Origin of the sequence: Actinomadura macra NBRC 14102, assembly GCF_001552215.1 — a bacterium.
Classification (GTDB): domain Bacteria; phylum Actinomycetota; class Actinomycetes; order Streptosporangiales; family Streptosporangiaceae; genus Spirillospora; species Spirillospora macra.
The window spans coordinates 372,818-386,178 of the sequence record NZ_BCQT01000017.1; the positions used below are offsets into that span (position 1 = coordinate 372,818).

Sequence of the window (13,361 nt, forward strand, 5' to 3'; positions counted from 1 at the left end):
GCCTGCGGAAACCCCACGAGCGCCCCAAGGAGGCTGGATGTTCAGCAGCGCCGAAGAGGTCCTGAGCTTCATCAGGAACGAAGGAGTCCGATTCGTCGACTGCCGGTTCGTGGACCTGCCGGGCAAAATGCAACATTTCACGTTCCCCGTGGAGAGCTTCGGCGAGAGCGTCTTCACCGAGGGACTGATGTTCGACGGCTCGTCGGTCCGCGGATTCCAGGAGATCCACGAGTCCGACATGCTCCTGCTCCCCGACCCGTCCACCGCGGTCGTCGACCCGTTCCGCCAGCACAAGACCCTGATCCTGAACTTCTTCGTCCACGACCCGCTGACAGGCGAGCCCTACAGCCGCGACCCGCGCAACGTCGCCAAGAAGGCGCAGGACTACCTGCGCGGCACCGGCATCGCCGACACGTGCTATTTCGGTCCCGAAGCCGAGTTCTACATCTTCGATGACGTCCGTTTCGAGACCAAGCAGAACGCCGGCTACTACTACCTCGATTCCGTCGAGGGCGCCTGGAACACCGGCCGTGAGGAGCCCGGCGGCAACCTCGGCGCCAAGCCCCCCTACAAGGGCGGCTATTTCCCGGTGCCGCCGATGGACCACTACACCGACCTGCGCTCGGAGATGGTCTCCCAGCTCCTCACCTCGGGTATCCACGTCGAGATGCAGCACCACGAGGTCGGCACCGCCGGCCAGGCGGAGATCGACTTCCGCTTCGACACCCTGCTGAAGACGGCCGACCAGCTCATGCTCTACAAGTACATCGTCAAGAACGTCGCGCGCGACGCGGGCAAGACCGTCACGTTCATGCCGAAGCCCATCTTCGGCGACAACGGTTCCGGCATGCACTGCCACCAGTCCCTCTGGAAGGACGGCTCGCCCCTCTTCTACGACGAGGTCGGCTACGCGGGCCTGTCCGACAGCGCGCGCTACTACATCGGCGGGCTGCTCAGGCACGCCCCGTCCCTGTTGGCCTTCACCAACCCGACGGTCAACAGCTACCACCGCCTCGTCCCCGGCTACGAGGCCCCGGTCAACCTGGTCTACTCCCAGCGCAACCGCTCGGCGTGCATCCGCGTCCCGATCACCGGTTCGAACCCCAAGGCCAAGCGCATCGAGTTCCGCGTTCCGGACCCGTCCTGCAACCCCTACCTGGCCTTCTCGGCCATGCTCATGGCCGGCCTGGACGGCATCAAGAACAAGATCGAGCCCGCCGACCCGGTCGACAAGGACCTCTACGAGCTCCCGCCCGAGGAGGCCCGCGCCATTCCGCAGGTTCCCGGCAGCCTTCCCGAGGTCCTCGCCGCCCTGGAGGCCGACCACGACTACCTCCTCGAAGGCGGCGTCTTCACTCCGGACCTCATCGACACCTACATCACGATGAAGAACGAGTTCGAGATCGACCCGATCCGTCTTCGCCCCCACCCGCATGAGTTTGAGCTGTACTACGACATCTAGTCCGAACTGTGTGAGGGCCCCGGCGAGCACCATCCGCCGGGGCCCTCGCGCCCGTACAACATTGGCGGCCTGTCCGTACAGCAGGCGATCGGCCTGCGCACGCACACGTGCCTGTGCGACGTACGGACGGTTCCGTGGTTGCCTTACCGCACTGGCCCGGGCCCGCGAGAAGACCGGCGAGTCGCGACGAAACACCGATCAGGCTTCCGCCGCTCCTGGCATACCCGCTGCGGCCCTCCCCGCTGTGGGACGGGTGCTCAGTCAGCGCTGGCCTCGATGGCGAGGCCCGCCTTCCGGACGTGCCGGGCGGCGGGCCAGGTTCGGTTCCGACGTTTCGTCACCGGCCTCGCTTGTCGGGGGCGAAGATGGGCCTGCTCTCGGCGTCCACTCCCGCCTCGTCGTCCGGAGCGGCGGCGTTCTGGCAGGCGGTCAGGAGCCAGCGTCCATCCTCCTTCGCCAGGATCCACAAGGGCGAGCCCACGTCCAGCCCGTCGGCCGCCCGGTACACCTGGCGCAGCTTGACGGCGGCGACGTCGGTGCGGATGAACAGCACGTGCTCGATCTCGAACGCGACCGTCAGCCCCCGCATCCCGCCGGGAAGCACCTGATGGGTGAAGTCCGCGATCTCGTCGAGGCCGAAGAGGCGCTTTCCGCCGCCGGTCGTCCAGATCGCGTCGGGCCGGAACAGGCCGAGGAACTCGTCGGGAAGCTCGTTGTTCTGGGCGTGCTCGACCGTGGCGACCACCTGCTCGATCGCCTCGATCTCGGCTTCGCGCGTCCGCGCGTCGATGTCCACAGTGCTCATGGCCCTCAGGCTGGTCCATCAAGCGCACTTGAGGTCAAGGTTCCGCAGCGCGATGACCTCTGGGGATCGTCTATCCGCAATCTGTAAAATGTCCGCTGGTTTTGGGCCGCTGCTGATCGACAGGACGGCATCGCCCACAGCGCGGACGGGCTGAGGCCCCCGGGCGGTGGAGCGCCCGGAGAGTGAGGAGTGGCGGGCTTGAGAAGCGCCGAGCCGAAGGAGCTTCTGCGCGACGGGCGTACTCTGCTGCGTGCCGCGCGTGCCCTCCTGGACGACCATCGGCTGGCCCTCGCGGAGGTGCACCGGGCACTGGAGCCGCTGCGGCTGGACGGGGCGCGCGAGCAGCTGGCCTCGATCCCGCTGGCCAGGCTCAAGGACGTGACGGACGGGCGGCTCCGCCTCGGCCTGATCGAACAGGGCGGGTTCTCCACCGTGCTGGACGTCCTGGACAGCACCCCGTACCGGCTCCAGCTCCTCCCCGGGGTCGGCCCCCAGACCGCGCAACAGGTCCACGCGGCGGCGGGGCAGCTGGCGGACGCGGCGGCGCGGACGGCCGGCATCAGGCTCGACGCCGAGCGGCGGGACGAGCGGACGACCCCGCTGGTCATCGCGCTGCACCGGATGGTCGCCGCCGGGCCGGAGCTGCCGCACGCCAGGGCCGCGGCCGCGCGGCTGGACGAGCGGCTGCGCTCCCTCGTCCACGACGCGCGGACCGAGACCTCGTGGTGGCGGAGGCTGGTCGCCGGGGCGGCGAAGCGGGAGCGGGCGCGCGCGGCGCTCGGTGAGCTGGCCGAGGTCGTGACAGCGGAGGAGGCGCGGGGTACCGGGCTGCTCATCGCACAGGCGTCGACCGACCTGCTGCGCCCGGACGTCTCGCCCGACGAGGCGTGGATCGACTTCGAGCTGCGTGCGTCCGACTACCAGACCCTGCTGGCGGACCTGGCCGCGCTGGAGCCTGAGCGCGACGCGGCGGAGGGGTTCCTGCCCGGGGATCTCGCGGCGAGGGTGAAGGCCCAGCCGCTGGACGACACGCATCGGCGGGTCTCGCTGCGCGGCTACCAGTCGTTCGGTGCGCGGTTCGCGCTCGTCCAGGGGCGGGTCATCCTGGGGGACGAGATGGGGCTCGGGAAGACGGTCCAGGCCATCGCCGCCATCGCGCACCTGCGGGCCGAGGGCGCGACGCACTTTCTCGTGGCCTGCCCCGCCAGCGTGTTGATCAACTGGGTACGGGAGATCGAGGCGCGCAGCGCTCTGGTGGCGCATCCGCTGCACGGGCCGAAACGGGCGGCGGCCGTGCAGGAGTGGGCGGGTTCCGGCGGCATCGCGGTGACGACACTGGACTCGCTGCACACGCTGGAGGTCCCCGAGGACGTCGCGCTCGGGATGTTCGTCGTGGACGAGGCCCACTACGCCAAGAACCACGAGACGCGCCGCGCCAAGGCCGTCGCCGCGTGGTGCGCCCGGACGAAGCGGGTGCTGTTCCTCACCGGGACGCCGATGGAGAACCGTGTGGAGGAGTTCCGCAGCCTGGTGGCGCACCTGCGGCCCGAACTGGTCCCCGGGATCCGTCCCGGGGACGCGGCGGTGGGGCCGACGGCGTTCCGCAAGGCGGTCGCGCCCGTGTACCTACGCCGCAACCAGCGGGACGTGCTGGTGGAGCTTCCCGAGGTCGTGCACGTGGACGAGTGGGAGGAGTTCAGCCGGGCGGACGAGGCGGCCTACCGCAGCGCCGTCACGGAGGGCAACTTCATGGCGATGCGCCGCGCCGCGTACGCGGTCCCGGAGCGGTCGGCCAAGCTCGGTCGCCTGGCGGAGCTGGTGGACGAGGCCGCCGCGAACGGGCTGAAGGTCGTGGTTTTCTCCTTCTTCCGGGACGTGCTGGCGGCGGCCGGCGCGGTGGCCGGGCCGGACGCGCGAGGCCCGATCGACGGCCGGATGCCGGCGGCGCGGCGGCAGGAGCTGGTGGACGCGTTCACCGCGGCCCCCGGTCATGCGGTGCTCCTGGCGCAGATCCAGGCGGGCGGGGTGGGGCTGAACCTCCAGGCCGCATCCGTCGTGATCATCTGTGAGCCGCAGGTGAAGCCGACCATGGAGACGCAGGCGGTCGCCCGCGCCCACCGGATGGGGCAGGTCCGCACGGTGCAGGTGCACCGGCTGCTCACGCCGGGCGGCGTCGACCAGCGGATGCTGGAGATCCTCGCCGCCAAGTCCCGGCTGTTCGACGAGTACGCGCGGCGCAGCGATCTCGCCGAGCGGACCCCGGACGCGGTCGACATCTCCGAGCAGGCCCTCGCCCGGCAGATCGTCGCGGCGGAGCGGGAGCGGCTCGGCGCCGCCTGACCCGTCCTCCCGGCCGCCGCGCCTGACGTGGGCGCGATGGGGAAGAACCCGCGGAGCGTCCGCGTTGCGATGGGCGGACGTCATCGAGATCAAGGGAGATGTCATGGCCGAGGTCCGGGTGGAGCGCACCGAGGACGGGTTCCGGGCGGTCAACGACCGGGGCGCGGAGGTCGCCGTCGGCGCCGGGGACACCGCCGGCGTCTTCACGCCGGTCGAGCTGCTGCTGGCGGCGCTCGGCGGCTGCGAGCTGGTCACCGTGGAGCCGCTGACGGCCAAGCGCGGGCACCGGATGGCGCGGCTCGCCGCGACGGTCCAGGCCGACAAGGTCGCCACCAGCACGCTGGGCACGATCACGATCACCTATGACGTCGAGCTCCCCGCGGGCGACGAGAAGGCCGGGGACGTGCTGGAGGCGGTCGCCAAGCGCGTCCACGACAGCTACTGCACGGTCGGCAATGCGCTCAAGGAGCCGATGAAGGTCGAGCAGGTCGTCTAGCCGGCGCCGCCCCGTCCGCCGCACGTGGTGCCGGAGGCGGGCACCTGCCCGTCGAGGAGGTAGGCGTCCACGACGCGTCGCACGCACGGGTCGCCGGTGTCGTAGGCGCCGTGGCCCTCCCCCCTGAGGGTGAGGAGGGTCGCCCGCCCGCCGAGGGCCTCGGTGAGCGCCGACGCCCACGCGTAGGGGGTGGCCGGGTCGCCGGTGTTGCCGAGGACGAGGATCGGGGCCGCGGACGGCGCGGACACGTCCCGTGCGGCGTCGTCCCCCTGGACCGGCCAGCCGGTGCACCGCAGCAGGCTCCACGCCATCGACGCGCCGAAGACCGGTGAGGCGGCACGGAACTTCGGCAGGAGCCGCCGGACGTCGTCCGGGGTGTACCGGTCGGTGCCGTCCGCGCAGGCGATCGCGGTGTTGGCGGCGGCCAGGTTGCTGTAGGTCCCGTCCTCCCGGCGCCCGTTCTGCAGGTCGGCGAGGACGCGCAGGAAGCTGCCGTCGCGGCGCTTGGACGCGTCGACGAGGCCCTGGGCGAGCATCGGCCACGCCCGCCGGGAGTAGAGGGCGGCGGAGACGCCGGTGGTGGCGAGGCTCTCGGTCAGCCGGCGGCCGTTCCCGGCGGGCAGCGGGGCACGGTCGAGGCCGGCGAGGATCCGCCCGGTGGACGCGGCCACCTCCGTCCCGTCGCGGCCGAGCGGGCAGGCGCGCCGGCCGAGTGCCGCGCAGGCCGCGCCGAAGTCGCCGAGCGCGCGCTGGAACGCCGCGGCCTGCTGGAGGCCCAGGTCCGCGCTACCGATCCCGGTGTCCACGGCGCCGTCGAGGACGGCGCGCCCGACATCGCCGGGGTGCTGGTGGGCGTAGCTGCCGCCGAGCCAGGTGCCGTAGGAGACGCCGAAGTAGTGCAGTTTCGCGTCGCCGACCGCACGGCGGATCATGTCCATGTCGCGGGCGGCGCTGAGCGTGCCGACATGCGGCAGGAGTCTGCCGGAGCGTGCCTGGCACTGCCGGATGTAGGACCGTCCTGCGTTGATCAGCGCCTTCTCCTCGGCCGCGGTGTCGGGGGTGCCGTCCTGGGCGGCGAGCTGATCCATGCGGCGGTCGTCGACGCAGGCCACGGGGGCGCTCCGCCCGACGCCGCGCGGGTCGAAGCCGATGAGGTCGTAGCGCGTGTTCAGGTTCCGGTACTCGCCCGCGGCCTGGGCGAGCGTGTCGACGCCGTCGCCTCCCGGGCCGCCGAAGTTCATCAGCAGCGAGCCGATGCGGGGGCCGCCGGTGGCCGGGACGCGGATCAGGGCGATGCCGATCGTGTCGCCGGACGGCGCGGCGTAGTCCAGCGGCACCTGGACGGTCGCGCAGCGGAGCCCGGTCGGCGGCGGTTTCGGGCCCGGTGGCGGTGCGGGCAGCGCGGTGCAGCGCTTCCACTCGGCCCGTCGGACCGGCGGCGCCATGGCTGGAGCCGAGGCCCCTAAGGCCGCCGCCGGAGCCGTTTCCGGGCCCGAAGCCGGGCCCGGAAACGGAGTCGATACGGGGACGGTGGGGCCCGGTGCGGTCCGTGGTGAGCCCGCGAAGGCTCGTGGAAGGCCCGACGCGCCGTCCACGGCCAGTCCGAAAGCGGTCAACGCGATGGCACCGACGACCACAATGCCTGGTATCGATGCAATCCGACGCATATGTCCCCCGTTCGATTCACGGGGGGCCGGTCGTGACCTACCCAGCGCCTCCTATGCTGATACCTGATCAACTTCATAGGCTCCGCGCGGGGAGCTGACCTAGGGGGGACCCCCTGAGGGCCCCTCCCCCGAAAGTCCGGATACCGCGTCAGGGTTGTACTACTCAGGTCTGAGATGAAGACCATTCGGTGCGGTGATCTCAATCAGGGGGCCGCGAGGCAAAGATAGGTAGCATGGCCCAGACCGCCCCCCCAGCAGCCCGCCAAGGCCAGGCCAGACCGGCCCGGCGAGGCGAGCCGCGCAAGACCGCCGAGACGACGCGGCGAAGGGTGCTCGCCGCACCTCCGGTGTGGCGAGAGCTCCTGCTGATCGTGCTCTTCTACACCGGCTATACGCTGACCCGCATCGTCCTGGTTCAGGACGGCACCGCGTCGGCGTTCGCCCACGCCGACCAGATCCTCGACGTGGAACGGTTTCTGGGCATCGACGTGGAGCTGGGCCTGAACCAGACCCTGCTGGGCGTGCCCTGGCTGGCGCGCACGGCCAACATCTTCTACGCCACGATGCACTTCATCGTGACGCTCGCCATCGTCGTGTGGCTGTACCGGTTCCGGCCGCAGGACTACCGGTGGCTGCGCACCTCGATCATGGTCGCCACCGGGATCGCCCTGCTCGGCTTCTGGCTCTACCCGCTGGCCCCGCCGAGGTTCCTGCACAGCGAGGGCTTCGTCGACCCGGTGACCGCGCTGCACTCGCTCGGCCTGTACGCCAGCGACGCCTCGGGCAGCCTCACCAACCAGTACGCCGCGATGCCGTCCATGCACGCCGGATGGGCGCTGTGGTGCGGGTTCATCCTGGTCAAGCTGGCCACCCAGCGCTGGGCCAAGATCGTCGGCGTGCTGTACCCGGCCACGACGGTGTTCGTGATCCTGTCCACCGCCAACCATTACGTCCTGGACGCGGTCGCCGGGATCGCGCTGATCGCCGGGACCCTCGGGCTCTCCTGGGTCCTGTACATGCGCTGCCCCCGGCAGGTCCTGGAGCTCCGACACCGCCTGGCCCAGGGCATCTCCGAGCGCCTCCCCCAGCGGGCGGAGCAGCGCTCCGGACCAGCGGCACAGCGCTCTCGGGCCGGTACCAGGGCCGACTCGGCGGCGGCCGGGGGTGCGTCGGGGTCGGCCATTTGACACGATAGGGAAGGTGGCCAGCCCGGCACGTCTTCCCGGGACCGGCCGCGGCGTTGCCGGCGGCGCGGCGGGCGGGCGCCGTGCTGCGCCGGCCAGGCCGCGCCTGTGGCCCGAGGTCCTGCTGCTGGTCCTGTGCTATCTCGCGTACCAGGCGGTGCGCAATCTGGTGCCGACCGACCACGCGATGGCGGCGCACCGGGCCTACCAGATCCTTGAGCTGGAGTCCTCACTCCACCTTGATGTCGAGTACGACCTGAACCGGCTGTTCGCGGCCCATACGGCGTTGGCGGTCACGGCCAACTACTTCTACGCCGTCATGCACTTCGTCATGACGATCGCCGTCATGGTGTGGCTGTACCTGCGGCAACCCGCCCGCTATGCGGGATATCGAACGCTGCTGTTCGCCACCACGCTGCTGGGCCTCGGCGGGTTCTGGGCCTATCCGCTGGCCCCGCCGAGGATGCTGCCCGGCTTCACCGACACGGTGATCGCCTTCGGAACGTGGGGTATCTACGATTCCGGGCCGAGCGCCTCCGTCACCAACCAGTACGCCGCGATGCCCTCCATGCACACCGCGTGGTCGCTGTGGTGCGCCGCGGCGATCATCACCATCACCCGGCGATGGTGGGTGATGGTCCTCGCCACCCTGTACCCCGTCCTGACCATCGTGGTGATCATGGGGACGGCGAACCACTTCCTGCTGGACGCGGTGGGCGGCGGCGGTGCCCTCGCCGGTGGCCTCGCGCTCACCCGCGGCGCCTGCGGCGCCTTCCACATGGCCGCGCACGCCCGGCCGTCCGGTCAACCGCCCGCGCCGTAGAAGACGCGTTCGACGACGGCGCGGGCCCGGCGGGCGTGCCTGCGGTGGTCCTCCAGGAGCTCGCCCGTCCCGCGGTAGCCGAGGACCCGGCTGACCGCGCTGCGCTCCCGGAGATGGTCGGTGGGCAGCAGGTCGGACGCCCGGCCCCGCACCAGCATGATCGCCCCGCGGATGCGGGTGGCCAGGCACCACGCCTCCGCCAGGACCTCCGCGTCGTCCTCGTCCAGCAGGCGGGCGGTCACCGCCGCGTCCAGCGCGGCGAGCGTGCGGGTGGTGCGCAGCGCGGGAACGTCATGGGCGTGCCTGAGCTGCAGGAGCTGCGCGACCCACTCGACGTCGGCGAGGCCACCGGGGCCGAGTTTGATGTGCAGCCGCCGTTCCACCCCGCGCGGCAGCCGCTCGGACTCCATCCGTGCCTTCAGCCGCCTGATCTGCCGGACAGCGTCGTCGCCGATGCCGCCCTCGGGGAAGCGGATCGGGTCGATCAGGGCGCGGAACCGCTCGCACAGCCCCGGATCGCCGATCAGCGGGTCGGCACGCAGCAGCGCCTGCGACTCCCAGGGCTCCGACCAGCGGGCGTAGTAGGCGGCGTAGGAGGTCAGCGTGCGGACGAGCGGCCCCTGCCGGCCCTCGGGACGCAGGTTCGGGTCGATCTGCAGCGGCGGGTCGGGGGCGGGCAGGGACAACAGCCGCCGCAGTTCCTCGGCGACGGCGTGCGCGGCGCGGCCCGCCGCCCGCTCGTCCGCGCCGGGGAGCGGGTCGTGCACGAACATCACGTCGGCGTCGCTGCCGTAGCCGAGCTCGTGTCCGCCGAACCGGCCCATCGCGACGACGGCGAACCGGGTGGGCAGCGGCTCCCCCGCCGTCTCGATCTTGCCGATGGCGGTCCACAGCGCGGCCTCGATCGTCACGGTGGCGATGTCGGTGAGGGCCTCCCCCACCGTCCGGACGTCGGCCAGGCCCAGCAGGTCGGCGACCGCCACCCGGAACAGCTCCCGGCGGCGCAGCGCCCGCACCACCGCGACCGCCTCCTCCGGCGCCGGCACCCGCGGCGCGGCGGCCTCGGCGGGCACGTGGCGGCGGACGGCGGCGAGGGCCTCCGAGCGCAGCGCCTCCGCCGGGCGGGGCGCCAGCCCCGCGGTGCTGCCGAGCATCGCGACCGCCTCGGGGGCCCGCAGCAGCAGGTCGGTGGCGTAGCGGCTGGAGGCGAGCACGCAGGCCATCCGCTCGGCCACCGTCACCTCGTCCCGCAGCAGCCGCAGGTACCAGGGGGTGGTCCCCAGTGCGTCGCTGACCTGCCGGAACCCGAGCAGCCCCGCGTCCGGGTCGGGCGCGTCGGCGAACCAGCCGAGCATGACCGGCAGCAGTGTCCGCTGGATCGCGGCGCGCCGCGACACCCCGGCGGTGAGCGCCTCGATGTGCCGGAGCGCGCCCGCGGGATCGGCGTAGCCGAGCGCCTCCAGCCGGACGCGGGCGGCCTCGGGCGTGAGCCGTGACTCCTCGCCGGGCAGCCGGGCGACGGCGCGCAGCAGCGGCCGGTAGAACAGCTTCTCGTGAATCCGGCGGACCTCCCGAGCGTGCCGCCGCCACAGCGCGCTGAACTCACCGACCGGGTCGGTGCGCAGTCCGAGGGCCCGGCCGAGGCGGCGCAGCCCGGCCTCGTCGTCCGGCACGAGGTGGGTGCGGCGCAGCCGGTGCAGCTGGACGAGGTGCTCCACGCGCCGCAGGAACCGGTAGGCAGACGTCAGCGCCGCCGCGTCGTCGCGCCCGACGTAGCCGCCCCGCGACAGCTCCGACAGCGCGTCCAGTGTGGTCGGGCTGCGCAGCGTCTCGTCGGCGCGGCCGTGGACGAGCTGGAGCAGCTGCACCGCGAACTCGACATCGCGCAGGCCGCCGGGACCGAGCTTGAGCTGTCGCTCGGCCTCGGCGGTGCGCTGGTTGAGGTCGGCCTCGACCCGGCGCCGCATGGCCTGGACGTCCTCGACGAAGCTCTCGCCCTCGGCGGCCTTCCACACCATCGGGGTGATCGCCTCCATATAACGGGCGCCGAGCCCGGCGTCGCCGGCGATCGGCCTGGCCTTCAGCAGCGCCTGGAACTCCCATGTCGCGGCCCAGCGTTCGTAGTACGCGCGGTGGCTGGCGAGGGTGCGCACGAGGGGACCCGACCTGCCTTCGGGGCGCAGCGCCGCATCCACCTCCCACAGGGCGCCCTCCGCCGTGCTGGACGAGCAGGCCCGCATCATCGCCGAGGCCAGCCGGGTCGCCGCGCGCAGGGCGGCGTCCTCCCCGCCGGGGCCCGCACCCTCGCGCGCCTCCGCCACGAAGATCACATCGACGTCGGAGACGTAGTTGAGCTCGCGGCCGCCGCACTTGCCCATCCCGATCACCGCGAGCCGGCAGAGGCCATGCTCGGGCACCTCGGCGCGGGCCGCGGCGAGCCCGGTCTCCAGGGCGGCGGCGGCGAGGTCGGCCAGCTCGGCGGCCACGTCCGCGACGTCGGCGTTGCCGATCAGGTCGCGGCCGGCGAGGTCCAGCAACCGGCGGCGGTAGGCGGCGCGCAGCGCGGTGAGGGCCTGCGGGCCGGGGAGGGCAGCGACCGGGTCGGCCGCGCCGGGGTCGGCGCCGACGGCCTCCAGCAGGTCGGCGCGCAGCTGCGCCGCGGTGGGCCGCCGCCCGCCCGGCGGCCCGTCGTGGAGCGCTCCATCGTCGCGCAGGACACGCCAGTCCCCCGGATGCCGGACGAGGTGGTCGGCGAGCGCGGCGCTCACCCCGAGCACCGTGGTCAGCCGCTCGCGGGTACCGGGCTCGGCGGCGAGAGCGGCCCGCAGCGCCCCGTCCTCGCCCCGTTCGGCGGCGGCGGCGAGGAGGCGCAGCAGCCCGTCCAGGGCGAGGTCGGGATCGGCGGTGGCGCCGAGCGCCTCCGGCAGATCGTCGCCCAGCCCGGCGCCGGCGGTGGCCTCGGCCTCCAGGATAAGCCGCCCCGCCCGGCCCACGTCGGTGAAGCCCAGCCTCGCCAGCCGCGCGGTCAAGGAGGGACGTCGGTCGGTCCACGACTCGCTCACGGGCTCAACCGTAATCCGGCGGTGCCCCCGGTCACTACAGGACGGCCAGGAGGCGCTTGCGCTCGAACGCCGTCACCTCGCGCCGGTACTCCTCCCATTCCTGCCGCTTGTTGCGCAGGAAGAAGTCGAAGACGTGCTCGCCGAGGACGTCGGCCACCAGCTCACTGCGCTCCATCGCCCGGATCGCCTCGTCCAGGTTCTGCGGGAGCGGCTCGATGCCGAGGGCGCGCCGCTCGGCGACGGTGAGCGCCCACACGTCGTCCTCGGCGCCCGGGGGCAGCTCGTACCCCTCCTCGATGCCCTTCAGCCCGGCGCCGAGGATCGCCGCGAACGCCAGGTAGGGGTTGGTGGCCGTGTCCAGAGAGCGGAACTCGATGCGGGTGGAGTGGCCCTTGTGCGGCTTGTACATCGGCACCCGGACGAGCGCGGACCGGTTGTTGTGCCCCCAGCAGATGTAGGACGGGGCCTCTCCCCCGGCACCGGCGGCCGACCCGACATTGCCCCACAGCCGCTTATAGGAGTTCACCCACTGGTTGCACACGGCGGTGATCTCGGCGGAGTGGCGCAGCAGGCCCGCGATGAACGCGCGCCCGGCCTTGGAGAGCTTGTACTCCGCGCCCGGCTCGTAGAAGGCGTTGCGGTCGCCCTCGAACAGCGACATGTGGGTGTGCATGCCGGAGCCGGGGTGCTCGGTGAACGGCTTCGGCATGAACGAGGCGTAAACGCCCTGCTCCAGCGCCACCTCCTTCATCACCAGCCGGAACGTCATGATGTTGTCGGCGGTGGTGAGCGCGTCGGCGTAGCGCAGGTCGATCTCCTGCTGGCCGGGGGCACCCTCGTGGTGGCTGTACTCCACCGAGATGCCCATGGCCTCAAGCATCGTGATCGCGTTGCGCCGGAAGTCGTGCGCGGCGCTGTGCGGGGTGTGGTCGAAGTAGCCGCCCGCGTCCGCCGGCTCGGGCTCGCCACCGTCCTCCGGGCGGTCGTTGAGCAGGAAGAACTCGATCTCGGGATGGGTGTAGAAGGTGAACCCGAGGTCGGCGGCCCGCGCCAGCGCCCGCTTGAGGACGTAGCGGGGGTCGGCGAAGCTCGGCGTCCCGTCCGGCATGAGGATGTCGCAGAACATCCGGCCCACGCCGGGCGACTCCGAGCGCCAGGGCAGCACCTGGAACGTGGACGGGTCCGGCTTGGCGATCATGTCGGCCTCGTAGACGCGGGCGAAGCCCTCGATCGCCGAGCCGTCGAAGCCGATGCCCTCGCCGAAGGCGCCCTCGAGCTCGGCGGGCGCGACGGCCACGGACTTCAGGAATCCGAGCACGTCGGTGAACCACAGCCGGATGAAGCGGATGTCGCGCTCCTCCAGCGTGCGGAGCACGAACTCCTGCTGTCGGTCCAAGGCCTTCTCCCTCGCTGGTCCCCGGCCGGCCCGGGGCGTGCCTCCGGGTCCGGCTACCTTGCAGTATGCCCGTCCGCTGTTACCGCGACGTTACGCGCCGGGCCTCCTGACCGGAACATATCCGAC

9 protein-coding genes are annotated in these 13,361 nt (G+C 72.2%); 5 read left to right on the forward strand and 4 right to left on the reverse strand.

Annotated elements, in window-relative coordinates; translation table 11 throughout:
• Positions 1-37 precede the first annotated feature (37 nt).
• Entirely contained in the window at positions 38-1,462 is a 1,425-nt protein-coding gene (glnA, locus tag AMA02S_RS27805; RefSeq protein WP_067463367.1) for a type I glutamate--ammonia ligase, read from the forward strand.
• A 337-nt stretch (positions 1,463-1,799) separates the two neighbouring features.
• On the opposite strand, the gene AMA02S_RS27810 is transcribed toward glnA, so the two are convergent.
• Positions 1,800-2,267 (reverse strand): SgcJ/EcaC family oxidoreductase, encoded by a 468-nt coding sequence (locus AMA02S_RS27810; RefSeq protein WP_084265647.1) that lies wholly within the window; start codon positions 2,265-2,267, stop codon positions 1,800-1,802.
• Positions 2,268-2,465: 198 nt separating this feature from the next.
• Here AMA02S_RS27810 and AMA02S_RS27815 point away from each other — a divergent pair, with 198 nt between their 5' ends.
• Positions 2,466-4,607 (forward strand): DEAD/DEAH box helicase, encoded by a 2,142-nt coding sequence (locus AMA02S_RS27815; protein WP_218005136.1) that lies wholly within the window; start codon positions 2,466-2,468, stop codon positions 4,605-4,607.
• 103 nt (positions 4,608-4,710) lie between these two features.
• Complete coding sequence (locus tag AMA02S_RS27820) at positions 4,711-5,103, forward strand: OsmC family protein (RefSeq protein WP_067463594.1); 393 nt, start codon at positions 4,711-4,713, stop codon at positions 5,101-5,103.
• Here AMA02S_RS27820 and AMA02S_RS27825 read toward each other — a convergent pair.
• A complete protein-coding gene (locus AMA02S_RS27825) occupies positions 5,100-6,548 on the reverse strand; it encodes an alpha/beta hydrolase (RefSeq protein WP_218005137.1) in 1,449 nt (482 codons plus the stop codon). The two genes, AMA02S_RS27820 and AMA02S_RS27825, sit on opposite strands and share 4 nt — an antisense overlap.
• A 455-nt stretch (positions 6,549-7,003) precedes the next feature.
• Here AMA02S_RS27825 and AMA02S_RS27830 point away from each other — a divergent pair, with 455 nt between their 5' ends.
• On the forward strand, positions 7,004-7,957 hold the full coding sequence (locus AMA02S_RS27830; protein ID WP_245667864.1) for a phosphatase PAP2 family protein: 954 nt from the start codon (positions 7,004-7,006) through the stop codon (positions 7,955-7,957).
• A 13-nt stretch (positions 7,958-7,970) separates the two neighbouring features.
• Positions 7,971-8,777 carry a phosphatase PAP2 family protein gene (locus tag AMA02S_RS27835; RefSeq protein ID WP_067463376.1) on the forward strand — a complete coding sequence of 269 codons (807 nt, stop codon included), beginning with the start codon at positions 7,971-7,973 and terminating at the stop codon, positions 8,775-8,777.
• Here the strand turns inward: AMA02S_RS27835 and AMA02S_RS27840 are convergent.
• Together AMA02S_RS27840 and glnA2 are read right to left on the reverse strand one after the other, a co-directional pair.
• Positions 8,759-11,839, reverse strand: a complete 3,081-nt coding sequence (locus tag AMA02S_RS27840) for a bifunctional [glutamine synthetase] adenylyltransferase/[glutamine synthetase]-adenylyl-L-tyrosine phosphorylase (protein ID WP_084265649.1) — start codon at positions 11,837-11,839, stop codon at positions 8,759-8,761. The genes AMA02S_RS27835 and AMA02S_RS27840 overlap by 19 nt on opposite strands.
• 34 nt (positions 11,840-11,873) lie before the next feature.
• On the reverse strand, positions 11,874-13,235 hold the full coding sequence (gene glnA2, locus AMA02S_RS27845; protein ID WP_067463379.1) for a gamma-glutamylpolyamine synthetase GlnA2: 1,362 nt from the start codon (positions 13,233-13,235) through the stop codon (positions 11,874-11,876).
• Positions 13,236-13,361: the final 126 nt, after the last annotated feature.

Coding starts and splice junctions, on each gene's coding strand:
- glnA (WP_067463367.1), top strand. CDS start 38: ATGTTCAGCAGCGCCGAAGAGGTCCTGAGCTTCATCAGGAACGAAGGA.
- AMA02S_RS27810 (WP_084265647.1), bottom strand. CDS start 2,267: ATGAGCACTGTGGACATCGACGCGCGGACGCGCGAAGCCGAGATCGAG.
- AMA02S_RS27820 (WP_067463594.1), top strand. CDS start 4,711: ATGGCCGAGGTCCGGGTGGAGCGCACCGAGGACGGGTTCCGGGCGGTC.
- AMA02S_RS27825 (WP_218005137.1), bottom strand. CDS start 6,548: ATGGCGCCGCCGGTCCGACGGGCCGAGTGGAAGCGCTGCACCGCGCTG.
- AMA02S_RS27830 (WP_245667864.1), top strand. CDS start 7,004: ATGGCCCAGACCGCCCCCCCAGCAGCCCGCCAAGGCCAGGCCAGACCG.